Annotated in this window: 27 protein-coding genes; 14 read left to right on the forward strand and 13 right to left on the reverse strand. The window is 70.2% G+C overall.

Features of this window, described 5'->3' with window-relative positions; all coding sequences use genetic code 11:
- Positions 1 to 48: 48 nt before the first annotated feature.
- Both BWI15_RS27940 and BWI15_RS27945 read left to right on the forward strand, forming a co-directional pair.
- A complete protein-coding gene (locus tag BWI15_RS27940; protein ID WP_077017543.1) occupies positions 49 to 522 on the forward strand; it encodes a MarR family winged helix-turn-helix transcriptional regulator in 474 nt (157 codons plus the stop codon).
- 18 nt (positions 523 to 540) lie between these two features.
- Positions 541 to 2,685 carry a thiamine pyrophosphate-dependent enzyme gene (locus BWI15_RS27945; RefSeq protein ID WP_077017544.1) on the forward strand — a complete coding sequence of 715 codons (2,145 nt, stop codon included), beginning with the start codon at positions 541 to 543 and terminating at the stop codon, positions 2,683 to 2,685.
- Positions 2,686 to 2,694: 9 nt separating this feature from the next.
- On the opposite strand, the gene BWI15_RS27950 is transcribed toward BWI15_RS27945, so the two are convergent.
- Together BWI15_RS27950 and BWI15_RS27955 are read right to left on the reverse strand one after the other, a co-directional pair.
- Positions 2,695 to 3,183, reverse strand: a complete 489-nt coding sequence (locus BWI15_RS27950) for a J-domain-containing protein (protein ID WP_077017545.1) — start codon at positions 3,181 to 3,183, stop codon at positions 2,695 to 2,697.
- Between the two features lie 85 nt (positions 3,184 to 3,268).
- Positions 3,269 to 3,847, reverse strand: a complete 579-nt coding sequence (locus BWI15_RS27955; RefSeq protein WP_202817754.1) for a hypothetical protein — start codon at positions 3,845 to 3,847, stop codon at positions 3,269 to 3,271.
- A 68-nt stretch (positions 3,848 to 3,915) separates the two neighbouring features.
- On the opposite strand from BWI15_RS27955, the gene BWI15_RS27960 reads away from it, so the two are divergent.
- The 3 genes from BWI15_RS27960 to BWI15_RS27970 are packed head-to-tail and all read left to right on the forward strand — an operon-like array spanning position 3,916 to position 7,557.
- Positions 3,916 to 5,460 (forward strand): aldehyde dehydrogenase family protein, encoded by a 1,545-nt coding sequence (locus BWI15_RS27960; RefSeq protein ID WP_077017547.1) that lies wholly within the window; start codon positions 3,916 to 3,918, stop codon positions 5,458 to 5,460.
- Entirely contained in the window at positions 5,457 to 6,617 is a 1,161-nt protein-coding gene (locus BWI15_RS27965; RefSeq protein WP_237771491.1) for an NAD(P)/FAD-dependent oxidoreductase, read from the forward strand. Before BWI15_RS27960 ends, BWI15_RS27965 begins: the two co-directional genes overlap by 4 nt.
- Position 6,618: 1 nt before the next feature.
- Complete coding sequence (locus tag BWI15_RS27970) at positions 6,619 to 7,557, forward strand: ornithine cyclodeaminase family protein (RefSeq protein ID WP_077017549.1); 939 nt, start codon at positions 6,619 to 6,621, stop codon at positions 7,555 to 7,557.
- Here the strand turns inward: BWI15_RS27970 and BWI15_RS27975 are convergent.
- The 4 genes from BWI15_RS27975 to BWI15_RS27990 all read right to left on the reverse strand — a co-directional run bounded on the left by BWI15_RS27975 (position 7,550) and on the right by BWI15_RS27990 (position 10,994).
- On the reverse strand, positions 7,550 to 8,098 hold the full coding sequence (locus BWI15_RS27975) for a dihydrofolate reductase family protein (RefSeq protein WP_077017550.1): 549 nt from the start codon (positions 8,096 to 8,098) through the stop codon (positions 7,550 to 7,552). The two genes, BWI15_RS27970 and BWI15_RS27975, sit on opposite strands and share 8 nt — an antisense overlap.
- A 107-nt stretch (positions 8,099 to 8,205) precedes the next feature.
- Positions 8,206 to 8,865, reverse strand: a complete 660-nt coding sequence (locus tag BWI15_RS27980; protein ID WP_077017551.1) for a hypothetical protein — start codon at positions 8,863 to 8,865, stop codon at positions 8,206 to 8,208.
- Positions 8,866 to 9,032: 167 nt separating this feature from the next.
- Entirely contained in the window at positions 9,033 to 10,007 is a 975-nt protein-coding gene (locus tag BWI15_RS27985) for a hypothetical protein (RefSeq protein WP_077017552.1), read from the reverse strand.
- Between the two features lie 21 nt (positions 10,008 to 10,028).
- Positions 10,029 to 10,994, reverse strand: coding sequence for a LacI family DNA-binding transcriptional regulator (locus tag BWI15_RS27990; RefSeq protein WP_202817755.1), 966 nt, complete (start codon positions 10,992 to 10,994; stop codon positions 10,029 to 10,031).
- A gap of 221 nt (positions 10,995 to 11,215) precedes the next feature.
- On the opposite strand from BWI15_RS27990, the gene BWI15_RS27995 reads away from it, so the two are divergent.
- From BWI15_RS27995 to BWI15_RS28020, 6 genes are read left to right on the forward strand one after another with little or no spacing between them, the layout of a single operon-like run.
- Complete coding sequence (locus tag BWI15_RS27995) at positions 11,216 to 12,091, forward strand: 5-dehydro-4-deoxyglucarate dehydratase (protein WP_077017553.1); 876 nt, start codon at positions 11,216 to 11,218, stop codon at positions 12,089 to 12,091.
- A complete protein-coding gene (locus BWI15_RS28000) occupies positions 12,088 to 13,353 on the forward strand; it encodes a glucarate dehydratase family protein (protein WP_077017554.1) in 1,266 nt (421 codons plus the stop codon). The genes BWI15_RS27995 and BWI15_RS28000 overlap by 4 nt, the downstream gene beginning before the upstream one ends.
- Positions 13,347 to 14,489, forward strand: a complete 1,143-nt coding sequence (locus BWI15_RS28005) for a hypothetical protein (protein WP_237771492.1) — start codon at positions 13,347 to 13,349, stop codon at positions 14,487 to 14,489. The genes BWI15_RS28000 and BWI15_RS28005 overlap by 7 nt, the downstream gene beginning before the upstream one ends.
- On the forward strand, positions 14,489 to 15,478 hold the full coding sequence (locus BWI15_RS28010) for a hydroxyacid dehydrogenase (RefSeq protein WP_077017555.1): 990 nt from the start codon (positions 14,489 to 14,491) through the stop codon (positions 15,476 to 15,478). Before BWI15_RS28005 ends, BWI15_RS28010 begins: the two co-directional genes overlap by 1 nt.
- A gap of 32 nt (positions 15,479 to 15,510) precedes the next feature.
- Entirely contained in the window at positions 15,511 to 16,518 is a 1,008-nt protein-coding gene (locus tag BWI15_RS28015; RefSeq protein ID WP_077017556.1) for a D-2-hydroxyacid dehydrogenase, read from the forward strand.
- A 51-nt stretch (positions 16,519 to 16,569) separates the two neighbouring features.
- A complete protein-coding gene (locus tag BWI15_RS28020; RefSeq protein ID WP_077017557.1) occupies positions 16,570 to 17,343 on the forward strand; it encodes a polysaccharide lyase family 7 protein in 774 nt (257 codons plus the stop codon).
- Between the two features lie 72 nt (positions 17,344 to 17,415).
- Here BWI15_RS28020 and BWI15_RS28025 read toward each other — a convergent pair whose 3' ends face one another.
- The 3 genes from BWI15_RS28025 to BWI15_RS28035 all read right to left on the reverse strand — a co-directional run bounded on the left by BWI15_RS28025 (position 17,416) and on the right by BWI15_RS28035 (position 20,737).
- Positions 17,416 to 18,207, reverse strand: a complete 792-nt coding sequence (locus BWI15_RS28025; protein WP_077017558.1) for a DUF2382 domain-containing protein — start codon at positions 18,205 to 18,207, stop codon at positions 17,416 to 17,418.
- A gap of 110 nt (positions 18,208 to 18,317) precedes the next feature.
- Positions 18,318 to 19,724, reverse strand: coding sequence for an aromatic amino acid lyase (locus BWI15_RS28030; RefSeq protein ID WP_077017559.1), 1,407 nt, complete (start codon positions 19,722 to 19,724; stop codon positions 18,318 to 18,320).
- Positions 19,724 to 20,737 (reverse strand): ornithine cyclodeaminase family protein, encoded by a 1,014-nt coding sequence (locus BWI15_RS28035; protein ID WP_077017560.1) that lies wholly within the window; start codon positions 20,735 to 20,737, stop codon positions 19,724 to 19,726. The genes BWI15_RS28030 and BWI15_RS28035 overlap by 1 nt, the downstream gene beginning before the upstream one ends.
- Positions 20,738 to 20,885: 148 nt before the next feature.
- On the opposite strand from BWI15_RS28035, the gene BWI15_RS28040 reads away from it, so the two are divergent.
- Positions 20,886 to 21,572 carry a YqeB family protein gene (locus tag BWI15_RS28040; protein WP_077017561.1) on the forward strand — a complete coding sequence of 229 codons (687 nt, stop codon included), beginning with the start codon at positions 20,886 to 20,888 and terminating at the stop codon, positions 21,570 to 21,572.
- A gap of 9 nt (positions 21,573 to 21,581) precedes the next feature.
- On the opposite strand, the gene BWI15_RS28045 is transcribed toward BWI15_RS28040, so the two are convergent.
- The 3 genes from BWI15_RS28045 to BWI15_RS28055 form a co-directional block, all read right to left on the reverse strand.
- Positions 21,582 to 21,968 carry a pilus assembly protein CpaE gene (locus tag BWI15_RS28045; RefSeq protein ID WP_077017562.1) on the reverse strand — a complete coding sequence of 129 codons (387 nt, stop codon included), beginning with the start codon at positions 21,966 to 21,968 and terminating at the stop codon, positions 21,582 to 21,584.
- A 67-nt stretch (positions 21,969 to 22,035) separates the two neighbouring features.
- A complete protein-coding gene (locus tag BWI15_RS28050) occupies positions 22,036 to 22,437 on the reverse strand; it encodes a hypothetical protein (protein ID WP_143465889.1) in 402 nt (133 codons plus the stop codon).
- 26 nt (positions 22,438 to 22,463) lie between these two features.
- A complete protein-coding gene (locus tag BWI15_RS28055) occupies positions 22,464 to 23,171 on the reverse strand; it encodes a M15 family metallopeptidase (RefSeq protein WP_077017563.1) in 708 nt (235 codons plus the stop codon).
- Between the two features lie 148 nt (positions 23,172 to 23,319).
- Here BWI15_RS28055 and BWI15_RS28060 point away from each other — a divergent pair, with 148 nt between their 5' ends.
- Together BWI15_RS28060 and BWI15_RS28065 are read left to right on the forward strand one after the other, a co-directional pair.
- Positions 23,320 to 24,672, forward strand: a complete 1,353-nt coding sequence (locus BWI15_RS28060) for a sensor histidine kinase (protein WP_077017564.1) — start codon at positions 23,320 to 23,322, stop codon at positions 24,670 to 24,672.
- Positions 24,673 to 24,682: 10 nt separating this feature from the next.
- Positions 24,683 to 25,426 (forward strand): response regulator, encoded by a 744-nt coding sequence (locus tag BWI15_RS28065; RefSeq protein WP_077017565.1) that lies wholly within the window; start codon positions 24,683 to 24,685, stop codon positions 25,424 to 25,426.
- A gap of 249 nt (positions 25,427 to 25,675) precedes the next feature.
- Here BWI15_RS28065 and BWI15_RS28070 read toward each other — a convergent pair whose 3' ends face one another.
- Positions 25,676 to 26,023: an MmcQ/YjbR family DNA-binding protein gene (locus BWI15_RS28070; RefSeq protein ID WP_077017566.1), complete on the reverse strand. Its 348-nt coding sequence runs from the start codon at positions 26,021 to 26,023 to the stop codon at positions 25,676 to 25,678.
- Positions 26,024 to 26,063: the final 40 nt, after the last annotated feature.

Genomic DNA, 26,063 nt, shown 5'->3' on the forward strand with positions numbered 1-26,063 from the left:
CCTGGATGAACAGTTCACGTGTCAACCGTTTATCCGTATACTCAAAACATGGCGACCCGGATGAGCACCGAACAGCTGGACGCGTGGCGCGCGCTCTACCGCGCCGACACGCTGCTGTTCACCCATCTCGACAACACCCTGCGCAGTGTCGCCAAGATGACGTACTTCGAGCACGAGGTGCTGCGCGCGCTCGACGAGGCCGGTGGCAAACTGCGGATGGCCCCACTGGCCGAGAAGCTGATGATCTCCCGCAGCGGCGGGACCCGGCTGGTGACCAAGCTCGAGGACAAGGACGGCTGGGTCGTCCGGACCACGTCGCCGACCGACCGCCGGGCCACCTGGGCCGAGCTCACCCCGGCCGGACGGGAGGCGCTGAAAACTGCCCAACCCGTGGTCGATGCGGTGGTGGCGACGTTCTTCGCGGATCATGTTCCGGGTGAGGAGCTTCGACGCGCAGCCCGGATCCTGGACCGCCTGGCCGACGCGAACCCCAACGACGACGGCTTCGACTGCGGCCTCTGAGCCGCCGGAGGTGGCGCGGTGAGTCAGGTCGACAAGCTGTTCGCCGAGCGGGTGCTCGGGCTGAAACCCGCACCGTCCGCCCACCCCGCCGACCTGATCAGCACCCTGTACGACGCCCAGCTCGGCAGCCGGCACGCCGATCTCGCCGCCCGCTGGCTCCAGTCGGAGGGCCACGGCTTCTACACGATCGGCTCCTCGGGCCACGAGGGCAACGCCGGCGTCGCCGCCGCGCTCCGCCCCACCGACCCGGCCCTCCTGCACTACCGCTCCGGCGCCTTCTACCTGGCCCGGGCCGCTCAGCACGGTGACACGACCGCGCTGCGCGACATCCTGCTCGGCGTCACCGCGGCGACCACCGAACCGATCGCGGGTGGCCGGCACAAGGTGTTCGGCCGGCACGACCTGGCGGTGATCCCGCAGACCTCGACGATCGCCTCGCACCTGCCGCGGGCGATGGGCGTGGCGTTCTCGATCGCCCGCGCGGGCAAGCTCGGCGTCGAGTCCCCGTGGCCGGCGGACGCCGTCGTGGTGACCAGCTTCGGCGACGCCTCGGCGAACCACTCGACCGCGACCGGCGCGATCAACGCCGCCCTGCACGCGTCGTACCAGGGGTTGCCGATGCCGTTGCTGCTGGTCTGCGAGGACAACGGGATCGGCATCAGCGTGCGCACCCCGGACGGCTGGATCAAGCAGGCCTACGGGCAACGTCCGGGCCTGCGGTACTTCGATGCCGACGGCACCGACCTGGACGCGACGCTGACGATGGCGACCGAAGCCGCGACCTTCGTACGACGCAACCGGCGCCCGGCGTTCCTCCGGCTGCGGACCGTCCGGCTGCTCGGCCACGCGGGCTCCGACGTCGAGGCGGCGTACCGGACGCCGGCCGAGCTGCTCGCCGACGAGGAGCTCGACCCGCTGCTCGGCACCGCGCGGCTCCTGCTCGGCGCCGGCCGCACCGCGAGCGAGGTGATCGACCGGTACGAGGCGAAGCGCGCCGAGGTGATGGCCCTCGCCCGCGAGGTGGCCGGTCTCCCCCAGCTCGCCTCCGCCGAGGCGGTCGCGGCTCCCCTGCGACTCTCCGAGGTCTCGGAGAAGTCCCTGCCCCGCAGGACGAGCGAAGACCCGACGCCGCTGACGCTCAGCCAGTCGATCAACCGCGCGCTGACCGACGTGCTGGCGGCGTACCCGGAGTCGATCGTGTTCGGCGAGGACGTGGGTCGCAAGGGTGGCGTGTACGGCGTGACGCGCGGGCTGCAGAAGGCGTTCGGGCCGGCGCGGGTGTTCGACACGTTGCTCGACGAGCAGTCGATCCTCGGGCTCGGTCTCGGCGCCGGGGTCTCCGGGCTGCTGCCGTTGCCGGAGATCCAGTACCTCGCCTACCTGCACAACGCCGAGGACCAGCTGCGCGGCGAGGCGGCGTCGCTGAAGTTCTTCTCCCAGGGCCAGTACCGCAACCCGATGGTGCTGCGGATCGCCGGCTACGGCTACCAGAAGGGCTTCGGCGGGCACTTCCACAACGACGACGCGATCGGCGTACTGCGTGACATCCCCGGGCTGGTGATCGCCTCACCGTCGCGCCCGGACGACGCGGCCGCGATGCTGCACACCTGCGCGGCCGCCGCCCGCGACGACGGCGCGGTCTGCGTGTACCTCGAGCCGATCGCGCTCTACCACCGGCGCGACCTGCACGAGGACGGCGACGGCGGCTGGCTGGCGCCCTATCCCAGCACACACGGTCCGGGCGAGCACGAACCGAGCGAGCAGACTCCGACCGGGCACGTCCCGATCGGCCGCGGTCGCACGTACGGCGACGGCGACCAGCTCACGCTGGTGTCCTTCGGCAACGGCGTGCCGATGAGCCTGCGCGTCGCCGCGCGTGTTCCCGGCGTCCGGGTGCTCGACCTGCGCTGGCTCGCGCCGCTGCCGACCGAGGATCTGCTCCGCGAGGCCGAAGCCACCGGCCGCGTCCTGGTCGTCGACGAGACCCGTCGTACGGGCGGTGTCTCCGAAGGCGTGCTGGCGGCCCTGGTCGACGCGGGCTTCACCGGCCAGTTGGCCCGCGTGACCAGCGAGGACAGCTTCGTCCCGCTCGGCGCCGCGGCCCAGCACGTCCTGCTCAGCGAGGCGACCGTCGAGAAGGCCGTCCGGGACCTGCTCGGCTGACCGAACCCTCTAACTGAACAAGCGCTGCCAGACAGACCTGCGGCGGCGTCCCTGGTGTTCGTGGTGCTCGGACCGGGCCGGTTGCGGCGCCGGGGCCGGGCGGTCCCGCTGCCACTGCTCGACGACGGCTTCGGTCTCCACGAATCCGACCGGGATCACCACTCCGGTGGCGTCGCGGATCTGGATCCGGATCCGCTCGTTCAGGTCGGCCAGGTAGTCGCGGACCTCGGTCTCGGTGCGCATCTTCGCGACCTTCTCGGGCACCTGCGCCTTCTCCTTGCGCAGCTGCACCGACGGCGGCAGCAGGACGTCGGCCTCGATCTTCTCCCGGCGCATGAAGTCCTTGACCCACCAGTCCGGGTCGTGCGGATCGGCCAGCTTCGGGATCGGCTTGCCCTCGCCGGACAGCCCGTCGAACTCGCCGCGCTCCTGGGCCTGCCGGATCTGCAGCTCGACCCAGTCCTGGGTCGTCATCCCGGGCGGTTTGCGCTCGGTCATGTACCGCACCTCCCGTTGTTCGGGGTCGCTGTACGCCCGGGACCTTGCCCGGGTCACCATCTACTCAATCATATTGTGAATGCCTTCACAAGCCATCTTTCCGGTCCGGCCACAGCTCCGGCAGCGGGATCGGCATCCGCCAGATCTTCAGCTCCGGATCGACCAGCCCGTTCCGGATCGCGACGTACCGCAACAGCCGCAGCGGCCCGGCGATCAGCACGAACGCCAACGGCAGCTCGATCACCACCGCGCTCACCACCGCCTGCCACAGATCCGCTCCCGGATGGCTGGTCAGTACGTCGAACCACGCGTCGCACAGCAGCAGCACCCCGGACGCGAACGCCGTCGGGAACAGCAACTGGCGCCGCCGGTACCCGAAGATCGCGGTCAGCAACAGCATGATCGTCAGCACGATGTCGAAGCCGACCCAGGTCGCCACCCAGTTGCGCGCCTCGTACCGGTTCGGCAGCGTCACCGACAGGTAGATCGTCCACGGGATCAGCGCCGCCACGCACAGCAGCATCAGCACCAGCCGCCATCGCCGGATCCGCTCGAGCATCCGCCGGGCAGGCAGCACTCCCGCCGGTACCGGCGCCAGCCGCAAGATCAGCTCCCGCCGCTCCTGCAGGGACATCGCCGCGATCTGCTCATCGGTCACCCGCACGCCACTCACAGTGCATGCTCACATGAGAGGCTGACCGATACCGAGCTCCGAAGCGAGAGGACCCACCTGTGTCGTCTGCCATCCTGTCCGTCGTCGCCGGCCGGCGAGTCCCGAATCCGCTCCGGACCACCGTCTCGACCAACCCGGCGAACACCGCCGACGTGGTCGGTGAGATCGGCCTGGCCGGTCCGGAGGTCTTCGTCGAGGCGGCCCGGGCGGCCACGGACGCGCAGACCGGATGGGCCGCCCTGCCGGCCCCGCAGCGCGGCCAGGTGATCGCGAACGTCGGCCGCCTGATGACCGCGAACAAGACCCGCCTGGCCGCCTTGGTCACCCGCGAGATCGGCAAGCCGCTCGCGGAGGCGCTCGGCGAGGTCCAGGAGATCATCGACACCTGCGACTTCTTCCTCGGCGAGGGCAGGCGGCTGTACGGGCAGACCGTGCCGTCGGAGATGCCGGACAAGCAGCTGTTCACCTTCCGCCGCCCGGTCGGCACGGTCGCGGTGATCTCGGCCGGCAACTTCCCGGTCGCGGTCCCGTCCTGGTACATCGTGCCGGCGTTGCTCTGCGGCAACACCGTGGTCTGGAAGCCGGCCGAGTACAGCGCGGTCGTCTCCGACGCGTTCTACGAGATCTTCGCGCACTCCGGCGTACCGGCCGGGGTCTTCAACGTCGTGCACGCCGACGGCCCGGACACCTTCGTCGGGCTGGAGCAGGCGCTGGTCGCCGGGCTGGTCGACAAGGTCGGGTTCACCGGATCGACCGAGGTCGGGAGCCGGATCGGCGAGCTGTGCGGCCGGCACCTGCAGACCCCGTGCCTGGAGCTCGGCGGCAAGAACCCGATGGTGATCACCGAGAACGCCGATCTCGACCTGGCCGTCGAGGGCGCCCTGTTCTCCGGCTTCGGTACGGCGGGCCAGCGCTGCACCTCGCTCGGCACGGTGATTGTGCAGGAGGCCGTGCACTCCGACTTCGTCGAGCTGTTCGCCGCGGCCGTCGCGGCGGCACGAATGGGTGATCCGACCCAGGACGTGCTGTTCGGCCCGTTGCTGGACGAGAAGTTCGCCGCCGGGTTCGAGAAGTCGCTCGGCTGGATCGGCGACCACCACCGGGTGATCGGCCGCACCGGCCGGGTCACCGCGGACAACCCGCGCGACGGCTTCGTCGGCGATCCCGCGACCGGGCTGTTCTACCACCCGACGATCGTCGATGGCGTGCAGCCGGACGACGAGCTGTTCCTGCACGAGACGTTCGGGCCGGTGGTCGGCGTCACCACGTACACCGACCTGCCGGAAGCAATTGCTCTGGGCAACAAGTCTGGCTACGGCCTGTCCAGCTCGATCTACACCACCGACCCGCAGCAGGCCTTCCAGTTCGCGCAGGGCATTTCAGCCGGCATGGTGAGCGTGAACAACTCGACCTCCGGCGCCGAGGCGCACCTGCCGTTCGGCGGCAACGGCAAGTCGGGCAACGGTTCGCGGCAGAGTGGCATCTGGGTGCTGGACCAGTTCACTCGCTGGCAGTCGCTGAACTGGGACTACTCCGGCAAGCTGCAGAAGGCCCAGATGGACACCGTCACCGTCGAGGCCGACTTCGGGTTCCTGCTGCCTTGAGCCCGACCGCGTTGCCCGAGTCCGCCGACGTGGTGATCGTCGGCGGCGGCGTGATGGGCACCAGCATCGCGTTCCATCTCGCCGAGGCCGGCGTACGGCGGGTGCTGCTGCTGGAGAAGGACAGCCTCGGCGCGGGCTCGACGTCCAAGGCGGCCGGTGGAGTGCGCGCGAACTTCTCCGACGAGGTGAACGTCGCGCTCGGTGCTCGCAGCCTGCAGGCGTTCGCGAACTTCGCCGACCGGCCGGGCCAGCAGATCGACCTGCACCAGGTCGGCTACTTGTTCCTGCTGTCGACCGACGAGCAGGTCGCGTCGTTCGAGCAGAGCACCCGCCTGCAGAACGCGCTCGGCGGACCGACGCGGATGATCAGCGTCGACGAAGCCGTTGCCCTGGCACCACTCATTTCGCCCGACGGACTCGTCGGCGCGTGCTTCTCGCCGGACGCCGGGCACTGTACGCCGGAGTCGGTGGTGCTCGGCTACGCCACCGCCGCCCGTCATCTCGGCGCCCAGCTGACGACCGGCTGCGAGGTCGTCGGGATCGATGTCGAGGGCAACAACATCCGGGGCGTCCGGACCAGTCGCGGAACGGTGCGGACCTCGGCGGTGATCTGCGCCGCCGGTGCCTGGTCGGCCCGGATCGGCCAGTACGCCGGGGTCGATCTGCCGGTGACACCGCTGCGCCGGCAGATCGTCGTCACCGAGGCGATCGACGGGCTGAGCGACGACCTGCCGATGACGATCGACTTCGACAGCACGTTCTACTTCCACCGTGAAGGGCCCGGCCTGCTGGTCGGCATGTCCGACCCGGCGGAGCAGCCCGGCTTCCACCTCGACCGCTCGGACGCCTGGCTGCCCGCGTTGACCGCGGCGATGCAACGGCGCGCGCCGAGCCTGCTCGACGTCGGCCTGACCGGCGGCTGGGCCGGCCTCTACGAGAACACACCCGATCACAACGCGCTGATCGGCGAGGCCGACGAGGTCAGCCGATTCCTCTACGCCACCGGGTTTTCCGGCCACGGCTTCCTGCAGGGACCTGCCGTCGGTGAGGTGATCCGGGACCTCTGGCTCGAGCGTCCGCCGTTCGTCGACATCTCCCCACTGCACGCCCGACGCTTCCGCGACGCGGCGGCCCGTACGGAATTCAACGTGGTCTGACATGACACTGCTGCTCACCCGGTCCGACGTTCTCGGACTGCTCGACGTCCCGGCCGTCCTGCGCACGCTCCGGGCCGGATTCACCGCGGCCGTGGGGATCGAGCCCCAGCGGAACCGGACCGAACTGCCCGGACCGGGCACGGCGACGACGCTGCTGCCGGGCACCATCGCGGGCATTCCGGCGTACACGGTGAAGGTGAACGCGAAGTTCCCGCAGGCGTCGCCGGCGCTGCGCGGGGTGGTCTGCCTGCACGACCTGACCGACGGGTCACTGCTCGCCCTGCTCGACTCGGCGACGATCACCGCGTGGCGGACCGGGCTCGCCGCGGCGCTGGCGACCGACGCGCTGGCGGCGAAGACGGCGCGCACGGTCGGAGTGATCGGGACGGGAGCCCAGGCGGCGATGGTGGTGCGCGGCCTGCGCACGCTGCGCGCGGTGGAGTATCTGGTCGGGTACGACGTCGATCGCCCGCGGGCCGAGAAGTTTGTCGCGGAGGCGGGGATTCCCGGCGCGATGGTCGACAGCGCGACGGGCGTCGCGGCGCGGGCGGAGATCGTCGTCCTGGCGACCTGGTCGCGCGAGCCGTTGCTGACCGCGGCCGACGTGCGGCCCGGCCGGCACTTCACCACGCTCGGCGCCGACGAGCCGGGCAAGGTCGAGCTCGGCGCGGATCTGCTCTGCGGCGCTCGCGTCGTGGTCGACGACGTCCGCCTGGCGGCGTCGATGGGGGCCGTTGGCAACGTCGGCCTGAGCGAGGCGTCGATCTGCGCAACGCTCGGCGAGGTGCTGTCGAACGCCAAGCCAGGCAGGGAATCCGCCGCGCAGGTGACGGTCTACGCCCCGGTCGGTCTGCCCTGGCAGGACCTGGCGATCGCCTGGCCCGTCTACCAGGCCGCTCGCGCCACCGGCGTCGGCCGGACGATCGACTTCCTCAGCTGACCCGGTACTCGAGCGACACCAGGCGATCGTCGATCACCTCGGTGCCGATCAGCTCCAGCTGCTTGTACGGCAGCTTGGTGAACAGGGGGCCTTCGCCCTCGCGCCCGTGCATGGCCGGGAACAGCGTCACCCGCAGCCGATCCACCAGCCCGTGCTCGAACAGGCTGCGCACCAGCGTCGGACTGCCCAGCGTGACCATCGGCAGATCGTCCAGCTGCTTCAACGCCGGCACGGCGATCTCCACCGGCTCGTCGACGATCGTGGTGTTCGCCCAGCTCAACGGCGGCTGCAACGTCTTCGAGAACACCAGCTTCGGCAGCTCCGTCATCCGCTGGAACGACGGGTCGTCGCCCTCCGCGACGAACTCCGCCATCATCCGGTACGACGTCGCGCCCATCACCAGGATGTGATCCTCGGCCAGCTTCCGCCCCAGCCACTCCTGCAGCCCGGGTCCGTCGTATCCCCAGTAGGCCGACGGCTGCGGCCCGCCGTCGCCGAACCCGTCCAGGGTGCTGAAGTAGTCCACGATCAACTCCCGCACGGCTCCTCCTACAGTCGGGGACAAGCACCAGCGGTACGCCGGGCTCGGCAGAACCATGTGGTCAAGGATCTGCGCACGTCGAGGGGTGTCAACCCCCGGGAAGCTGGTCAGCGCTGGGTCGTCGGCGGGGCTTGGGGGTCCCGGGGGTCCTGCCAGTTGTCCGGGTCGCACCACTCCGGGTCCCAGCCGCGCTGGCGGCAGTACTCCGCGAGAAGTTCCTCGCGGGTCATCGTGCGGGTCGGCGTGATGCGCGGCGGACGAGGTGTCCTGGTGACGCTGGGGGTGGTTTTCGTGGGCGTCGGGTCCCGCTCCTCGGCGCGCTCCGGGGTCCTGGTCGTCCGGGTCTTGGTGGGTCTGACCGTCGGCCTGGTCGTCGTCTTCGACGGCGGGGGCGCGGTCGGGCGCACGGTCGGCGGCGGCGCGGACGGCGTCAGCGTGACCGTGGCCGACGGGGTCGGGGTCGGGGTGCGGTCGTCCAGGATCGGCGCGGCCTGCGACTGCGGCGGCTCGCTGTCGATCGTCGACAGTCCCCACAGCCCGAGCACCAGCACGGCCGCCGCGGCGCCGGCTCCGGCGACGACCCTGCGCCGCGGCGGACCGCCGTACAGGCCGATCGGGCCGCGCACCGCGTTGCCCTTGCCGTCGACCCAGAAGTTCCAGTCCTCCGGCGCCGGCGGCCAGGTCGGATCCGGCTGCCAGGTCTTCGGCGGCACCCAGCTCCGGCGAGGCGGCGTGGGCCAGTTCGGCGGTACCACGAACCGCTTCACACAACCTCCACCTCGCCGACGAAAACCCGACCCAGGCTAATGGATCCGCAGACCCTCAGAAACCCCACCCGAGCCAACACCCGGTGAGGACTTCACACCCCCAACGACCCAGACCCCCGAAAAGCTACAGCTGCTGCCGGATATCCCCAGGTCCACGGACCGCGCGGCTACTTGCGGATCAGCTTGGCGGCCGAGTCGAGCATGTCGGTGGCGTAGCGTTCGCTGAAGCCCGCGGCGAAGCCGGTGACGGCGAAGACGGCGACCGAGGCGGGGGTTCCGACGGCGGAGCCGCCGGCGAGGATGCCGGCCAGGAGGGTGAAGTAGGCGAGGGAACCGAAGATGGCCCCGACGCCGGGGCGGAAGGCGCCGAGCAGCGTGCGGTGCCGGCGGGAAGCGCTGTGGTCGATGATCAGCGAGCCTTTGGACATTCGCTGGACGACGCTGATGGTGGCACCGAGAGCGGACATCGCGATCGCGGCAACCAGCGCCGACGGGACCAAAGCGCTGCGCCACCAGGCGTTCGCGGCGACTCCGAAGAGGATCACCAGCAGGAACGTCGGGACGATGCCGGCGAGTACGCCCTGGAAGTACTCCAGCCGAGCCTGTCGTTGCAGCAGGACCTCGACCCGGGCCGTGACGACCTTGACCTCGTTCCTCGCCGCGGCGACCGCGGTGGCGATCTCCTCGGCGGGCGCGCCGCTCGCGACCAGATCGGCCGCGACCATCACCCGCGTCAGCCCGGAGTACGCATGATCGGTAGCCTCCTCCAACTGCTGCACCACGTGCTTGCCGCGCAACCCGTACCCGGCTTCCTTCGCGATCACCTTGCACGCGATCTCCGCGTCGACCAGCTCGGGCGGCGGCGAGTTGAGGATCGAGTAGACCGTGCGGTCCTTGGCCAGCAGGCAGCCACCGACGACCGCGCTGCAGTAGTACTCCTTCTCGATCCCGCCGTGCAGCTCGGAGAACTTCGCGGCCACCGCCGGGATCAGCCAGAAGCCCGCCGTACTGGCCACTTGGTCGGTCGAGGCCGCCAGTTGGTGCGCCTGGACGAGATGCCGGAACGTCGCCGGGCCGTGCGTCGCGGCCTGGTAGAGATCGGGGTACCGGGCCGCCGCTTCTTCACCAGGCGTCGAAGTCATGCGCAGAGCGTACGGCGCCGATCATCCCCGCGGTGGACCGCTCGTGTCGCGCACGTGAAGTGTCATCGGCAGGTACGCCGGCTCCGCGTCGGCGCCGTTCACCAGCAACTGTTCCAGCAGCTCACCGGCGCGCCGGCCGAGTTCGTCCCGCGGCACCGAGACCGTGGTCAGCTTGGAGTGCGCGACCAGGTCCAGCGAGATGTCGTCGAATCCCACCACCGAGTACGACGCCGGCACCGCGACCCCGAGCTCCCGCATCCGCGCCAACGCGCCCAGCGCGACCAGGTCGTTGTAGCCGAGAATCGCGGTCGCGTCCGAGGACTCCAGCACCGGCATCACCGCGTCGTACCCGGCCTGGCTGGTCGCACCACACTCCACCAGCTCGACCTCGAGCCCGAAAGCGCGTGCGGCCTCGAAGGCGCGGATCCGTTCCGTGTTCGCCCACGAGGCCGACGGCCCACTCAGGTACGCCGCCCGCCGATGCCCGAGCTGCGCCAGATGCCCGCAGACCTGCGTCATCCCGCCGTGGAAGTCGACCGAGATCGACGGCACCGGCAGTCCCGGCACCATCCGGTTGAACAGCACCACCGGATGCTTGCGCCCGATCAGCTCGGCCAGGTCGGCGCGCGGCATCCGTGGCGAGCACAGCAGGACGCCGTCGCAGCAGCGCATCAGGTCCTCGACCAGGTCGTGCTCGACGGCCGGGTCCTCGTCGGACTCCATCACCATCATCCGGCGGCCGTGTGCCCGGGCGACCGCGGAGACCGCCTTCAGGACATCGGGAAAGTACGGGTTCGCCAGGTCGGGAACCAGGACGCCGATCGTGCCCCACTCGCCGCGCGCGAGGCCCTGGGCCGCCGCGTTCGGCCGATACCCGAGCGAGGCGACCGCTGCGCGCACCCGGTCGACCAGTGACTGATCCACCCGAGCGGTCCCGTTGAGCACGCGGGACACGGTGGCGGCGGAGACGCCGGCCGCTGTGCTCACATCGCTGATCGTGATCCGTGGCGACCGGCCGGGACGGTGCGGCACGGCGGGTCCTCCTCGTTGAGAAAGCGCTTGCTCGCTGACGCCACGGTACTGCCGGACTCCGCCTGGCGGAATCCTCCAGCCGATCTGAAATCGCTTTCAGACCACCTCTTGCCACCGTCCCACCCGGCGACTACCGTCGATCGGCAAGCGCTTACCGAACCAGGCAGGGTGATTCCATGCAGCTGGACCGTCTCTCGTCCTTCCCGGTCACGGCCTTCGACGCCGACGGCGAACTCGCGCTCGGCCCGTACCGCGAGCACCTGCGCCGGCAGATCGACGCCGGCCCGGCCGCGATCTTCGCGTGCTGCGGCACCGGCGAGTTCTTCTCGCTGACGCTCGACGAGTACGCCGCCGCGGTCCGCACCGCGGTCGCCGAGACCGCCGGCGCGCTGCCGGTCTTCGCCGGCACCGGCTACGGCACCGCGATGGCCAAGCAGTACGCCGCCGCGGCCCGCGAAGCCGGCGCCGACGGCTTGCTGGTCCTCCCGCCGTACTTGATCAAGCCGTCACAGCAGGGCCTGCTCGACCACTTCCGCGCCCTGGCGGCGTCGACCGACCTGCCGCTGATCGCCTACCAGCGCGACAACGCCGTCTTCACCCCGGACTCGGTCGCCGAGCTGGCCCGCATCCCCGGCGTCAAGGGCTTCAAGGACGGCGTCGGCGATCTCGACCTGCTGCAGCGGATGATGGCCGTCGCCCCTGATCTCACCTATTTCAACGGCCTGCCGACCGCCGAGGTGACCGCTCGCTCCTACGCCGCGATCGGCGTCAAGGCGTACTCGTCGGCCGTGCACTGCTTCGCGCCCGAGATCGCGCACGCCTACGAAGCCGGGCTCGACGAGCTGCTCACCGAGTTCTATCTCCCACTGGTCAAGCTCCGCGACCAGGGCGCCGGGTACGCCGTCTCGCTCGTCAAGGCCGCCGTACGCCGGCGCGGGGTCGACGTCGGATCGGTCCGGTCGCCGTTGACCGATCCACTGCCCGAGCACTTGGAAGAGCTCGACCAGCTCCTCGAGCAAGGACTGACCGTCGTCCGGAAGGCCGCCGCATGAAGATCACCGACGTGAACATCACGCCGATCGCGATGAAGGACCCGCCGCTGCGCAACATCCACGGCGTGCACCAGCCGTACGCGCTGCGCTCGGTCCTGCAGGTGCACACCGACGAGGGCCTGACCGGCCTCGGCGAGACGTACGGCGACCTCGCGGTCCTCACCGCCCTGCGCAAGGTCGCCCCGCGACTGACCGGACTCGACGTACTCGACCTCAACGGGCTCGAGCGAATCATCCGCGAGACGCTCGGCGCCGGCGCCGGACTGGCGACCCACGGCCTGGTCGGCGAAGCGAGCGACGAGAAGACCATTTCCACGGTGCTGTCGGCGTTCGAGATTCCTTGCTGGGACCTGCAGGGCAAGGCACTCGGGCGGCCGGTCGTCGACCTGCTCGGCGGCAAGGTCCGCGACGCCGTTCCGTACAGCGGCTACCTGTTCTTCAAGCCGGCCGAGCACACGCCGTTGCCGGACTACCCGACCGACGCGTGGGGCGAGGCGATGGACGCCGACGGCATCGTCGCGCAGGCGCGCCGGATGGTCGACGGCTGGGGTTTCAAGTCGCTCAAGCTGAAGGGCGGCGTGCTGCCTCCGCAAGATGAGGCCGACGTGATTCTCGCGCTGCGCGCCGAGTTCCCGGATCACCCGCTGCGGCTGGATCCGAACGCCGGCTGGACGGTCGAGAGCAGCATCGCCGTCGGCCGGAAGCTCGACGGCGTCCTGGAGTATCTCGAGGACCCGACCGGCGGGATCGCCGGGATGGCCGCGGTCGCCCGCGAAGTTTCGATGCCCTTGGCAACCAACATGTGCGTGACCGAGTTCGCGCACGTGAAGCCCGCGGTACTCGTCGACGCGGTCCAGGTGATCCTGTCCGACCACCACTTCTGGGGCGGCCTGCGGCGGTCCCGCGAACTGGCCGGGATCTGCCGGACGTTCGGAATCGGCCTGTCGATGCACTCGAACTCGCATCTGGGCATCAGCCTGGCCGCGATGACCCACCTGGCCGGCGCGACACCCGAGCTGACCTACGACTGCGACACGCACTACCCGTACCTGGTCGAGGACGTCGTCATCGAAGGTGCGTTGACCTTCACCGACGGCGCCGTCCGGGTGCCCGACGGCCCCGGACTCGGGGTCGAGCTCGACGTGGACTCGCTGGCCCGGCTGGCCGAGCAGTACGAGAAGTGCGGCTTCGACACCCGCGACGACATCACGCCGATGCGCGCCGTCCAGCCGGACTGGGATCCGGTGATCCCGCGGTGGTGAGGCACGGCGCCTTCGCCTACACGTGGGACCTGGTCGGCGATCCGGCAGCAGTGACCCGGATCGCGGAGCTCGGCGTCGACACCGTCACACTGCAGGCGGCGTACCACTCGGTGCGGGCAACGACCGCGTGGCACCCGCGGCACCGGATCGTGCACGCCGAGCACGCCGCGGCGTACTTCCGGCTCCGGCCGGATCGCTGGCGAGACCTGCGACTCCAGCCGCCGGCGCCGAGTTGGGCGGTCGACGACGACGATCGCTTCGGGACGGCGCTCGCCGCGCTGACCGCTGCCGGGTTGCGCACCGAGGCGTGGATCGTGCTGACCCACTCCTCGGTGCTCGGCCGGTCGGCCCCCGAGCTCGTCGTCCGCAACGCGTACGGCGAACGGTTCGCGCACGCGTTGTGCCCGGCGCAGCCCGACGTCCGCGAGTACGCGCTGAGGCTGGTTCAGGAGATCTGCGACCAGTACGACGTCCCGGCGCTGATGCTCGAGGCGTGCGGCTGGCTCGGGTTCGACCATCTGAGTGCCCATGAGAAGACCGGCGGCGCCGACCTGTCGCCAGGCGCGCGGGACCTGCTGTCAATTTGTCTTTGCCCTGCCTGCTCCCAGGCGCTGCAGCTGGATGTCGACGAACTGTCCGCGGACATCAGGCGACTGCTCGACCGCGAGCTGCAGCACGGCGTCCAGGTCGGGGACCAACTGGTCGATGCCCTCGGCATTGAGCGCACACAGGCGTTGCACAACCATCGCTCGGCCGTGATCAGTGGCCTGGTCCGCGACATCACCGCGGCGGCCGGCGGACGTGAGATCTTGCTGATGGCCACCGACGACCCGCAGGTCACCGGACCGGACGTCGGCATCGATCTGGCCGCCTTCGCGAGCCCGCCCACGGCGTACACGGTGAAGTGCTGGGACGACGAGGAGTCCGCGATCGCCCGGCTCAAGGCGGCCGCCGCACGGACCGAGGTGCCGTTGGTTGCCAACGTCAACGCCCTCGGAGACCGCCCGGCCGAGCTGCCGTCGCTGGCGGGCCGGCTCGTGACGGCCGGTGCCCAGCAACTGCGCTACTACCACGCCGGCCTGGCGTCACCGGCCCGTCGGGCGGCGATCCGCGCCGCCGTCCAGGAGGTGAAGTGATGCTCAACGGCCTCTACGCGATGGACCTCGCCCGGTTCCCCGACGTGTACGGCGACGACGAGCGCGCCGCGATCGAGAAGCACCTGCGCATCACGGCCCCTCCCCTGACGCCCGCCGAGCTGACGCCCGATCTGCTCGCGGACGTCGACGTCCTCGTCACGTCCTGGGGCGGGCCGCAGCTCACCGCCGAACTCCTGGCCTCCGCACCCCGGCTGCAACTCGTCCTGTACGGCGCCGGTTCCGTGCGCTCGATCGTGACCCCGGAGTCGTGGGCGCGTGGCGTCCGGGTGACCACGGCCAACGAGGTGATCGCCGCCTCGGTCGCCGAGTTCACGCTGGCGCAGGTGCTCTACGCGCTCAAGCACGGCTGGCGGTACGTGCTCGGCTCCCGCGCCCGCTCCGAGTCGTTGCCGCGGGCATCGGATGAACCCGGCGCCAACGGCTCGGTGGTCGGACTGATGTCGCTCGGCGCGACCGGCCGGGCGACGGCCCGGCTGTTGGCGCGGCACGAGCTGCTCCTGCAGGCCTACGACCCGTACGTCGACCCCGCGGTCGCCTCGGCGTTGGGCGTTCGACTGGTGTCGCTGGAGGACCTGTTCGCGACCTCCGACGTGGTCAGCCTGCACGCGCCGGTGTTGCCCGCGACCCGCAAGGTGGTCGGGACCGACCTGCTGCGGTCGATGAAGCACGACGCGACGCTGATCAACACGGCCCGCGGCGCACTGATCGACGAGGACGCGCTGATCGCCGTACTGCAGGAGCGGGCGGATCTGTTCGCCGTACTCGACGTGACCGATCCGGAGCCGCCGTTGTCCGGGTCGCCGCTGTTCACGCTGCCGAACGTGGTGGTGACTCCGCACCTGGCCGGGACGCTCAACACCGAACGACGCCGCCACGGCCGTTTGATGGCGGAGGAACTGGCGCGGTACGTCGCCGGAGAACCCTTGCAGCACGAGGTTTTCGAGGCCGGCCAGGCGAGGTCGGCATGAGCCCCGCGTCAGGCGCGACAGGCGCAGGCAGCATGGGCCCGGCGCCAGCCGTGTCAGGCGGTGCCGCGCCGTCCGGCGGGCAGGCGACCCTCGTGCTGCTCCCGCCGCAGCGCGCGAGCGCCGCCGGCTGGGCGGAGCGGCTGACCAAGGACGTCCCGGGCCTGACCGTTCTCAGCCCCGACGAGCCGAACGTCGCCGAAGCGCTCCGCACGGCCGACGCGGCGTACGGCGTACTACCGGCGGAGCTGCTCGCGGCGACCACTCGCCTGCGATGGCTGCAAGCACCGCAGGCCGGACCACCGCCGGGCTTCTACCATCCCGAACTCGTCGCCCATCCCGTCCAGGTGACGAACATGCGCGCGACGTACACGGATCATGTCGCCGAGCACACGCTGGCGATGGTCCTCGCGCTGACCCGCGGGCTTCCGCAGTACGTGCAGGACCAGCAGCACGCGGCCTGGAATCCCAACTGGGAGCCGACCGCAGTGGTGCCGCTGTCGGAGACCACCGCGCTGGTGATCGGCGTCGGTGCCGTCGGCGCCGAGGTAGGCCGGTTGCTGGCGGCCTTCGGCACAAAGGTGATCGGCGTCGACGCCCGCCGCTCGGAGGCCCCGGGCTTCGCCGAGGTCCTGCCGGTCGATGCGCTCGACGAGCAGCTGCCGACTGCGGACCTGGTGATCCTCACCGTGCCGCACACGCCGGACACCGAGGGCATGGTCAACCGGCAGTTTCTGCAGCGGTGCAAGCGATCCGCGCTCTTCGTCAACGTCGGACGCGGACCGACCGTGCGGCTCGACGACCTCGACGCCGCCCTGGCCGCCGGTGAGCTGCGTGGCGCCGCGCTGGACGTCTTCGAGATCGAGCCGCTGCCCGCCGAGCACCCGCTCTGGCACCGGCCAGGCGTCCTGCTCACCCCCCACGTCGCCGGCGCCGGCCCGCACACGGACGAGCGCCGGTACGCCGTACTGGTGGAGAACTGCCGGCGGTTCGTCGCCGGCCAGGAACTGATCAACGTCGTGGACAAGACCAAGTGGTTCTGAACCGGAGGTTCTGCAACGCCTCATAACCCGCCCCGAAGAAGGAGTTCGACGATGCGTGGTACCCGCCCCCTTGCCCTTCTTTCCGCCCTCGCCGCGAGCGCTGCCGTGCTCACCGGCGCCGGCGCCGGCCCGGCCGCCGCCACCCCCACCTGCACTTATCCGGCCGAGGTGCTCAACCTGAGCCGGTGGAAGCTCCAGCTGCCGCTGGACGACCCGAACCAGTCCGGCACGCAGGTCCTGCAGATCACCCGGCCGCGGCTGAGCACGTACGTGGTCAACCCGTGGTTCAAGCCGAACTCGTCCTGCACCGGCGTCCAGTTCCGTAACGCCGTCAACGGCGTGACGACGCCGAACACCAGCTACGCGCGGTCCGAGCTGCGCGAGATGGAGAGCAACGGCACCAGCGAGATCAAGTGGTCGTCGAACTCCGGCACCCACACGATGGTGATCGACCAGTCGATCGACCATCTGCCGAACACCAAACGCCAGCTGATCGCCGGCCAGATCCACGACGGCAACGACCGGGCGACGTTCCGGATCGACGGATCCAGCCTCTACATCACCCGTGACAACGACACCCGGTACAAGCTGGTCACCAGCAACTACGTGCTCGGCACCCGGTTCCAGGCCAAGTTCGTGGTCAGCAACGGGTCGATCAAGGCGTACTACAACGGCGTTCTGCAGACCACGATCCCGGTCAGCTTCAGCACCGGCTACTTCAAGGCCGGCGTCTACACGCAAGCCAACTGCACGAACTCGTCGCCCTGTGACACCAGCAACTACGGGCAGACCACGCTCTACAACCTGACCGTGACCCACAGCTGACGGCACCTCGACCGACGGCAACGGGGCCGAGGGCGCCTGTCCAAGCGCCCTCGGCCCCGTGTCAGGGGCACCTCAGTGCTTGCGGTGCTTGGCCTCGGCGTCCATGTCGACGACCTCGACCTGCTCCTTGCGGACCTTGTCGTGCACCTGCTGCTGCTCGCGCACGGTCTCGGTGTCCAGGCCGACCCGCTCGACCGCGACGGTCTCCTTGGCCACCACCGGGCGCTCCTCGTGCAGCGTCACCTCGACGTCCTGGTCCCCGATCTCGGCGCCGGGCCGGCCGCCCTCGATCGGTTCGCGGACCACGCGGACCTCTTCGTGGCTGACCGGCACGGTGACCTGCTGGTCCTCGGTCACCACCCGCTTGTGCAGCCGGACCTTGCCGGTCTCGACCGTCTCGGTGCCGGCCCGCAGGCGCTCCTCCGAGCGGATCATCTCCTCGCGGCCGGAGCCCTTGCGGTCCTTGGTCTTGCCGGCCATCGTGCCCGGGTCAGCGGCCATGTCCTGGTTCCGCCCGGCCGTGCCGCGCCCGTCCGGCGCGTTGCGCGGCGTCGACCGCAGGTTGTAGTGGCGGTACAGCTCAGCCGCCTCGGCCTCGGACAGGTGTCCCTGGTCGTCGATCCGCGGCGCGTCCTTGATCAAATCCTTCGGCGCGCCGACGTGCAGCCCGTCGGCCTCCGCGTGCGCACCGGCCAGCGGCACGAACGACTCCTTGCTGCCGAACAGGCCGGTCTTCACTGTCACCCACTCCGGCTCGCCGGACAGGTCAGAGGCGTACAGGTTCGCCGCGGTGCCGACCTTCTGGCCCTCGACGTCGTAGACGTCCTGGCCGATGGTGCGTTCCAGTTCCTGTGCGGTGCTCATCTGGTTCCATCCCCGTTCGCTTGTTGAGGGCAACTTGCGTACGTCGGCCGGGTACCCGGCGTCACCAAGGGCAAACACCCCGTCACGACACCGGTCGTTGCCATCGGCACTCAGAGCACGTGGTCGAGAATCGCCTGCAGATCAAGCCCGAACGGCCGGTCCACGCTGATCGGCGGCACGACTTCGCCGATTGCGGCGTGCAGTTCGCGCAGCCCGTCCGGGACGGACCGGTCGGACAAGGCGAAGGCCTGGTGAACGACCAGCAACTCAGCCGCAACAACTTCGCGCGTCCATCGAACAGCTTCCGTGAGGTTGCCCGCCGCTTCCCAGGAGAAGGTCTGCACATCTTCCTGGCCGTTGGAGGTCTCCATCGCACCGATTGCCGCAGGCAACGACAACCGTCGCAGCGCATGTGTGGTCGCCACCGCGCGCTTGTGGACCGAGACCAGTCCCGCCTGCGGGCCGGGCACTCGGGCCAGTTGCGCCGGCAGTCCGGTCACCGCCGGATCGAGCAGGCGGTGCATCCGGGCCGTCGACACCTCCGCGGCATGCGTCAGCGCGGCCACCACCTGATCGCAGTGCGCCGCGAGATCGATGCCGTGGAAACCCGCCGTTCCCAGGAACTCGCCGTCCAGGAACGCGGGTGAGTCGGTGACCCCGTTCAATCCACGGTCGACCGCCGCCGCCAACCGCGCAACCGTTCGCCTGCCATGCGAGATCACCTGTCCCGCCACGCGAAACGACACCGGGGCCTGCAGCGCGCGAGGTGAGGTTTCGGTTCCGGCAAGTTGAAGAATCCTCGCCTGCTCGGCGGCCAGCAGTTCGTCCGCGCGGCCGACGCGCGGGTCGTACGGATCCCGGTTCGCGCCCACCACGGCGATCGCGCCCGCGGCTGCTTCGCCCATCCGGTCCACCAAGCGCCGAAGTAGTTCGAGCTGCAACCAGGCCCGTCCGGTCGCGCCGGGAATCCCGGCCAGCAAGGCGATTCCCTCCTTGGGTCCGAGCTCGAACGAAGTGTTCGTGGGCGGATGCTGGTTGCCGTCGGCGTCGATCAGGGTTCCGATGCCGACCAGCGGGCCGAAGGCGTGGGCCAGCGGGATGATCTCGCCGGCCGAACCTGCACCTCCCAGCGGGATCGCGGGAACGTAGCCGCTGTTGAGAAGGTCAACCAGTTGCAGGCACAGCTCCGGCGAGGCCCCCGCGTCGCCGGTGAGGAACGTGCGCAGGCGGGCGAGCACGACGGCGCGGGCTTCGGCGTACGGGAGCCACGGTGGCCCGCCGGCGGCGCGGCCCAGCAGCAGGTTGTGTTGGTGCACGCGTTGTTCGGCGTCGTCGAGGCGGCGTTTGCTCATCGCGCCCATGCCGGTGTTGACGCCGTAAACCGGGTCTCCTGAAGCCAGAGCGCTCAGCAGGCGCTCGCGATTCGCGCGAAGAGTCTCCAGGAGAGCGGGCGAGAGCTCGATCGGGCCGGGTGAGGTAATACTCAGATCCTCGGGCCGTTCGACCACCGTCGGCATCAGTGGAACCTGAGCATCGTGCCGACCTCGGCCTGCTCGGCCCGGCGCAGGATGAGGTGCGCGATGGCCACGTCGAGCAGCGACAGACCGCGATGCCACAACAAGGTGCGCTCGGCATCGTTCTCCCGGCCGGGCTTCTGACCGGCGACGATCTGCCCCAGCTCGGCGTGCAGAGTCTCCGGCGACAACCGGCCCGTGTCGACCTGCCGCCGCAACGAACCGAAGCGGCCGGACTGCGCCTCCCGCCAGTCGTCCACGACGACCTTGTCGATCACGTCCAGCAGATCCAGCTCGACCGCGCTCACCGTCCCGTACGGAACGACGAACGCCCCCGGCTTCACCGCCGCGGTCCGCAGCAGCACCTCCGGCTCGTTCAGCCGCGTCGCCTCGACCAGTACGTCGGCGCCGTCGAACGCCTCCTCGGCCGTGGCGACGACTCGCACCGGCGTCTCCAGCTCGGCCGACAGCTCCTCCGCGAACTTCTCCCGCGACTCCGGGCGGCGCGACGTCACCCGGATCTCCTCCAGGTCGAACAGATCGTCGAGCATCGTCACGTTCCACCACGCCGTACCGCGGGAGCCCGCGTGCCCGAGGATCTTGCTGTCCTTGCGGGCCAGGTGCCGCGCGCCGACCGTCGTCATCGCCCCGGTCCGCGCCGCGGTGATCATCGTCGCGTCCAGGATCGCCAGCGGTACGCCGGTGGTCGGGTCGAACAGCGTCGCCACCGCCAGCTCGCTCGGCAGGCCGACCTGGTAATTGGGCACGAAGTCGCCGACCACCTTGACGCCGCTGACCCCGTGTTCGCCGAGCCGGTTGAGATGCCCACGCAGGACGTTGAAGTGCCCGATCCCGCCGTTGTCCGGGATCAGGTGCACCCGCGGCTCGAAGCTGGTCTGCCCCTCACCGTGGTCGCGGACCGCCTCCTCGACGGCGTCCACGATCTCCGTCCGGGTCAGTCCGAGCGACGCGATCTCGGGCCCGGACAGGAAGCGCAACCAGATTCCCTCGGCCATGCGGATCTCCCTTCGCCAGTGCGACTTTGGTCTCGACCAGCCTCGCAGGCACCGACTTCGGTATCGCGAACCGTCTCAACGGCTGACCCCCGGCGTCGCGCGCTGTTACGGTCGGTGAGCTGTGCAGGCCGGCAGAAGGAGCCCTGGAATGCGGACGGACACCAGGACGGTGGTCGGGCACTCGGCGACCGACAAGATCCTGCTGTACGGCGGACTGCCGCTGGTCGGTGGACTGCTGGGTTACTTCCTGCCGCGGATCGCCGACTGGGCGGTCGACCAGCGGTGGGTGCCGTGGAAATGGTTGTTCGAGCTGGTGTCGGGCTGGGACGTGTGGTGGACCCAGGTGATCATGGTCGCGGTCGGGCTGGTCGCCGGTTGGGTGCTGGGCGCGATCGCGATGGACGACTCGCTGCGCATCACGGTGACGAACCACGACGTCGAGTTGCTGAAGAACGAGAAGACGACCGTCGTCGCCCGCGACAAGGTGGCGGCGGTGTTTCTGGACGGCAAGGAGCTGGTCATCCAGGACCGGGACTCGGCCGAGCTGGTGCGCGAGAAGCACGACCAGCTCAAGGGCGACACCGCGAAGATCGGCGCGGCGTTCCGGGCGCACGGCTACCCGTGGTCGGACGACGGGGATCCGTACGCCGATCGCTTCCGCCGCTGGGTCGACGACGACCCGGAGCTGCCGCCTGCGGTCAACGCTGTGCTGCGCGCGAGGGCGAAGGCCTCCGAGGCGGCGGATCTGCGAGAGCTCCGCGCGGAGATCGCCAAGCTGGGCTTCGTGGTCCGGGACGAAAACAAGAAGCAGTACTGGCGCCCAGCCGCCCGCTGATCGAAAAGCTCAGCCTTCGAGCAGGTCGAGCAGCGCCTCGGCGTACGCCTGCTCGGCGTCGGCAGCCGTCGTGCTGCCGGCCTTCGTATGCACGGTGAACCCGCCCTCGGTGGCTTCCAGGCTGACGAAGTTCTCGCCCAGCAGCGTGCGCAGCTGCTCCTCACGCGGCAGCCAGATCACCTCGCGCTGCTCGATGCTGTCCAGCGCCCACTCGGTGGTGCCGTTGAAGCCGATCACCTTGCCACCGGGATAGTCGTGCACCTCGACGGTCATGTCGCTGACCACGAACACGTCGTCGTCCATCTCCCGGTCCGGCACCACGAACCGGTCTCCCGGCCCGGGCACCCAGAGCGCGCCGGCCTTGCGTAACCGCTTCGCCTGCTCCACCGTGATCACGGTTCCATCCTCCCCACTGATTCAAATCTCCACCTCTCGAGGCGAGTCCGAACCCAGCGGGCAGCCTTCAGCGGGTCAGCGCCTTGCGCAGCTCCGTCGCGCGCAGCCGGACCCGGTCGCGCGTCCCGGCGGTGAAGCGGTGCAGCGGCAGGTCCACGATCGCGACCGCCTGCCCCTGGCTCACGTCGAGCAGACCGCGCACCCGCCGTACGGCGGTCTCCCGGTCCGGCGCCGCGGCGATCACGTCCAGCACCTCGTCGCGCCGGTCGAAGGCGGACAGCACCGCCTCGTAGATCTCCAGCTGGGTGTACGCCGACCGGTCGGGCTCGGGCTGCACAGCGTGTTCCTCTCCCCTCGCGCCGCCGCGGACGACCTGACGCCACAGCGCCGGGACGACCGGGCGGTTCCGGCGCCGTCCCGGGTGCTGGGCGGACGGCCGGTGGCTGGTCGTGGACAAGGTCGTGGTCATGGCGGCGCTCCTGGTTGCGTGGGTGGTCATCGCTTCGCGACCGCGTAGGGCTCGCGGGGCGGGCACTTGCGGCCCGGGGTGGTGGTGGCCTCGAAGTGCCACGGTTCGTTGTCGTAGCGGCGGCAGATGCCGTAGCGGTAGCCGTTCCGGTTCAGCCACGCCATGCCGGCCGCCGGACCGATGTCGACCGCGCGGCCCTTGACGTGTTCGGAGTACTCCGGCGGCAGCACCCAGCGCGCTGCCAGCCGGTACGACCCGTACTTGCGGACCGCGTCGTCGAACAGCCGTTGCTGCTTGGCCGCACTGCGCCGTCCGGAGGTGATCGTGATGACGACACCGTCGGCCTTCGCGGCTGCCATTGCCTTCAGCAACCGGGACCGCAGCTTGGTCGACATCCCCTCGGTCGACTCCTCGTCGTACCGCCCGTTCTCGCCGGACGGCGTGCTGGCGTCGGCGGTGGGGGTGCGCTCGGACTTCGGGGTCTTGCGGGGTGGCTTGGTCGGGGGTTGCTTCGGCTTCACCGTCGCGGTGCGGACCGGTGGGGCCGGCACGTCGTCGCCGGCCGCTCCCGAGGCGGCGACGACCGGGGCCTTGTCACCGGCGGAGCCGAGGCCGACGAAGTCGGCGATCTGTGCGTGCCAGACCAGCAACGACGCGACGACTGCGAGTCCGGTCACGGACAGCAACCGGGCCCGGACCGAAAGGCTCCGCCGCGGTGGCTCGTCGTTTGTCATGGGGAACAGCCTCTCGGTTCACCGCGTCGATCACATCGGCCCCAAGGACTGTCCTTCACACCCGGAAGTCGGACCTGGGTAGCAGGTCGGACGCGGGGCCTCGTCCTAAAGTTGGAGGAATTGCCCGTTCGGGCGACCGATTCGGTAAATGAGTGCCACGACTACGCTGGGCAAGGTGTGGAAGCGGATGTCGCAGGTGCAGCGGGACGTGCTGCTGGCGGCATTGATCGGCGCCGGGTGGTTCCTGGCGCTGGCCGTGGTCAGCGACAGTTCGCTGCGGCCCGCCAACCCGAGCGTTTCGGTGGTGACCGGTCTGTTCCTGGTGATCACCGTCGCCACCGGGCGCAGCCTGCCGCGCATTACCTTGGTCTTCGTCTCCTTGCTCTACCCCTTCGTGTACGCCGCGGCGGGCACGGGCCTGGCCTCGCAGGCCGGGATCCACGTCTTCGGGCAGCCGCAGATCAGCAACGCCGCGCTGCAGTCCGAGATCCACCTCGTCCCGCTGCTGGTCGTCGGGTACGTCGCGGCGGCCAGCGGCGTACGCCGGTTCACCTGTCTGTTCTTCACGATGGGCAGCCTGGCCGGGCTGATGATCGGACTGCCGACCGTGGTCGCGATCGTGCTGGCCAACTCCGACATCGTGATCAGCCGGCGCTACCGCAACCTGCCGACCGATCTGTACAGCCTGTACGGCTACATCGACCTCTCGTTGTTCGTGTTCGCCGAGGCGCTGATCGCCGGCATGGTGCTGCTCGGCGCGAACGCCCTGCGCCGGCGCAAGAGCATGCTCGTGCTGGAGAACCGCAACGCCGAGCTGGTCCGGCTGCGCAAGATCGAGGCCGAGCGGGTCGCGGCCGCCGAGCGGACCAGGATCGCCCGGGACCTGCACGACGTGGTCTCGCACCACATGAGCGCGGTGGTGATCCGGGCCCAGGCCGCCGACCGGGTGGCCGACCAGAACCCGGCCGCCCTGCGCGAGGCGGTCCGCTGGATCATCACCAGCGGCAAGGAGGCGCTGACCGCGATGCGAGAGACCGTGCGCGTGCTGAACACGGCCTCGCCGGGCAGCGGCGCCGAGACCACCCCGGTGCCGGACCTGGCCGACGTGGCCCGGATGGGCGACCGGCTCAAGGCCGTCGGGGTGGACGTCACGATGACGCTGCCGACCCGCAGCCGGCAGCTGACCAGTGCCACCGACCTGACCGCCGTACGGATCATCCAGGAGGCACTGACCAACGTGATGGTGCACGCGAAGGCGACCGCGGCCCAGGTGACCTGGCAGAGTGGGCCGCAGGGCGAGCTGCTCACCATCGACGACAACGGACGCGGTGGTCCGCCACCGGTGAACGTGCTGGAGTCCGCCCGCCGCAACGAGAGCGGCCGCGGCAACGGACTGATCGGGATGCGCGAGCGCGCGCTGGCCGTCGGCGGCACCTTGGCCGTCGCGGCCGGACCCCTCGGAGGATGGAGAGTTCAGGCATGGTTGCCACCCCAACGGTGACGGAGCAGAGATGACGGAGCAGATCCGGGTGCTGGTCGCCGACGACCAGGGGGTGATCCGGACCGGGCTGGCGATGATTCTCGACCACGAACCGGACCTGACCACGGTCGCGCAGGCCGGGGACGGCGAGGAGGCGCTGCGGCTGATCGACCGGTTCGACCCGGACGTCGTGCTGATGGACATCCGGATGCCGGTGATGGACGGGCTGGTCGCGACCGAGCGGATCACCCGGGCCAACCAGGCCGCCGGGCGCAGCCGGCCCGCCGTACTGGTGCTGACGACGTTCGACGACGAGGCGTACGTGCTGAGCGCCGTCCGGGCCGGGGCGTCGGGGTTCCTGCTGAAGGACACCGACCCGGACCTGCTGGTGTCGGCCGTGCGGGCCGTGCACCGGGGCGACTCGCTGGTCGACCCGGCGTCGACGCGAGTTCTGCTCGAGCGGTGCGTGGAGCTGGAGCGCCAGGTGGGCAACGGTGGCGGTACGCCGGTGCCCGCGCCCAACGACGCCGGGCGGTGGACCGGCGTCCTGGCACAGCTGAGCGAGCGTGAGCGCGACGTGCTGGTCTGGATGGCGCGCGGGCTGTCGAACCGCGACCTCGCCGCGAAGTTGTTCGTCAGCGAGACGACGGTGAAAACCCACGTCAGCAGCGTGCTCTCGAAGCTCGGCCTGTCCAGCCGGGTCCAGGCCGTCGTGGTCGCCTACGAGGCCGGTGTGGTCCGGCCCGGCGAAGCCGAAGCGCGCTGGGAGTCCTAGAAGGACAACCAGATCCCGGCCGCGACGGCGGCGAGCACGAGCAGGACGGTCAGGATCTGGCTGAGCACCGACGCCTGACGGCGGCGGGGTAGGAAGTCTCCGGTCATAGCTCAAGCCTGCTGGGCCCAGCGCGTTCAGCCATCGGCCGCCGGAACGATTGCGCTGTGACGGAAGTCGCCCCCCCGGTCGCAGCCGGCTCATCCTCCGGGAGGAGATCGTTGCCCTAGGCACCGTACGCCGTACGCACGGTCACCGGTCGTCGCCGAAGACCTCCGCCCGGACCTTCTTCGGCACGCACATCGCCCAGGCGTCCAGGACCAGCTCGCGCAGCTCGGTGGCGTCGAGCGCGTCCAGGTGCACCTGGATCCAGCGGAACCGCTCGTCGGACGGCGCCGGGCGGAAGAACTTGTGCGGCTCGGCGGCGATCGCCGCGTCCCGCTCCTCCTTCGGGAACGCGATGCCCATCGACCGCTCGTCGCGGGACACCGCGAGGTACACCAGCTGGCCGACCCGGAACTTGACCTGGTCGCGGACCAGCACCTCGTAGCTGCGCGGCAGTCCGTCGGTCGCCGCGCGGATGTCACTCAGATCGACCATGTCAGCCTCCTCACTGGCGACGGTAGCGCCGAACACTGAC

Origin of the sequence: Kribbella sp. ALI-6-A (assembly GCF_001984195.1) — a bacterium.
In the GTDB taxonomy this organism is placed as follows: Bacteria; Actinomycetota; Actinomycetes; order Propionibacteriales; family Kribbellaceae; genus Kribbella.

Coding starts and splice junctions, on each gene's coding strand:
- BWI15_RS27940 (WP_077017543.1), top strand. CDS start 49: ATGGCGACCCGGATGAGCACCGAACAGCTGGACGCGTGGCGCGCGCTC.
- BWI15_RS27950 (WP_077017545.1), bottom strand. CDS start 3,183: ATGACCGAGCGCAAACCGCCCGGGATGACGACCCAGGACTGGGTCGAG.
- BWI15_RS27970 (WP_077017549.1), top strand. CDS start 6,619: ATGACACTGCTGCTCACCCGGTCCGACGTTCTCGGACTGCTCGACGTC.
- BWI15_RS27985 (WP_077017552.1), bottom strand. CDS start 10,007: ATGACTTCGACGCCTGGTGAAGAAGCGGCGGCCCGGTACCCCGATCTC.
- BWI15_RS27995 (WP_077017553.1), top strand. CDS start 11,216: ATGCAGCTGGACCGTCTCTCGTCCTTCCCGGTCACGGCCTTCGACGCC.
- BWI15_RS28000 (WP_077017554.1), top strand. CDS start 12,088: ATGAAGATCACCGACGTGAACATCACGCCGATCGCGATGAAGGACCCG.
- BWI15_RS28010 (WP_077017555.1), top strand. CDS start 14,489: ATGCTCAACGGCCTCTACGCGATGGACCTCGCCCGGTTCCCCGACGTG.
- BWI15_RS28015 (WP_077017556.1), top strand. CDS start 15,511: ATGGGCCCGGCGCCAGCCGTGTCAGGCGGTGCCGCGCCGTCCGGCGGG.
- BWI15_RS28020 (WP_077017557.1), top strand. CDS start 16,570: ATGCGTGGTACCCGCCCCCTTGCCCTTCTTTCCGCCCTCGCCGCGAGC.
- BWI15_RS28025 (WP_077017558.1), bottom strand. CDS start 18,207: ATGAGCACCGCACAGGAACTGGAACGCACCATCGGCCAGGACGTCTAC.
- BWI15_RS28030 (WP_077017559.1), bottom strand. CDS start 19,724: ATGCCGACGGTGGTCGAACGGCCCGAGGATCTGAGTATTACCTCACCC.
- BWI15_RS28035 (WP_077017560.1), bottom strand. CDS start 20,737: ATGGCCGAGGGAATCTGGTTGCGCTTCCTGTCCGGGCCCGAGATCGCG.
- BWI15_RS28040 (WP_077017561.1), top strand. CDS start 20,886: ATGCGGACGGACACCAGGACGGTGGTCGGGCACTCGGCGACCGACAAG.
- BWI15_RS28050 (WP_143465889.1), bottom strand. CDS start 22,437: ATGACCACGACCTTGTCCACGACCAGCCACCGGCCGTCCGCCCAGCAC.
- BWI15_RS28055 (WP_077017563.1), bottom strand. CDS start 23,171: ATGACAAACGACGAGCCACCGCGGCGGAGCCTTTCGGTCCGGGCCCGG.
- BWI15_RS28060 (WP_077017564.1), top strand. CDS start 23,320: ATGAGTGCCACGACTACGCTGGGCAAGGTGTGGAAGCGGATGTCGCAG.
- BWI15_RS28065 (WP_077017565.1), top strand. CDS start 24,683: ATGACGGAGCAGATCCGGGTGCTGGTCGCCGACGACCAGGGGGTGATC.
- BWI15_RS28070 (WP_077017566.1), bottom strand. CDS start 26,023: ATGGTCGATCTGAGTGACATCCGCGCGGCGACCGACGGACTGCCGCGC.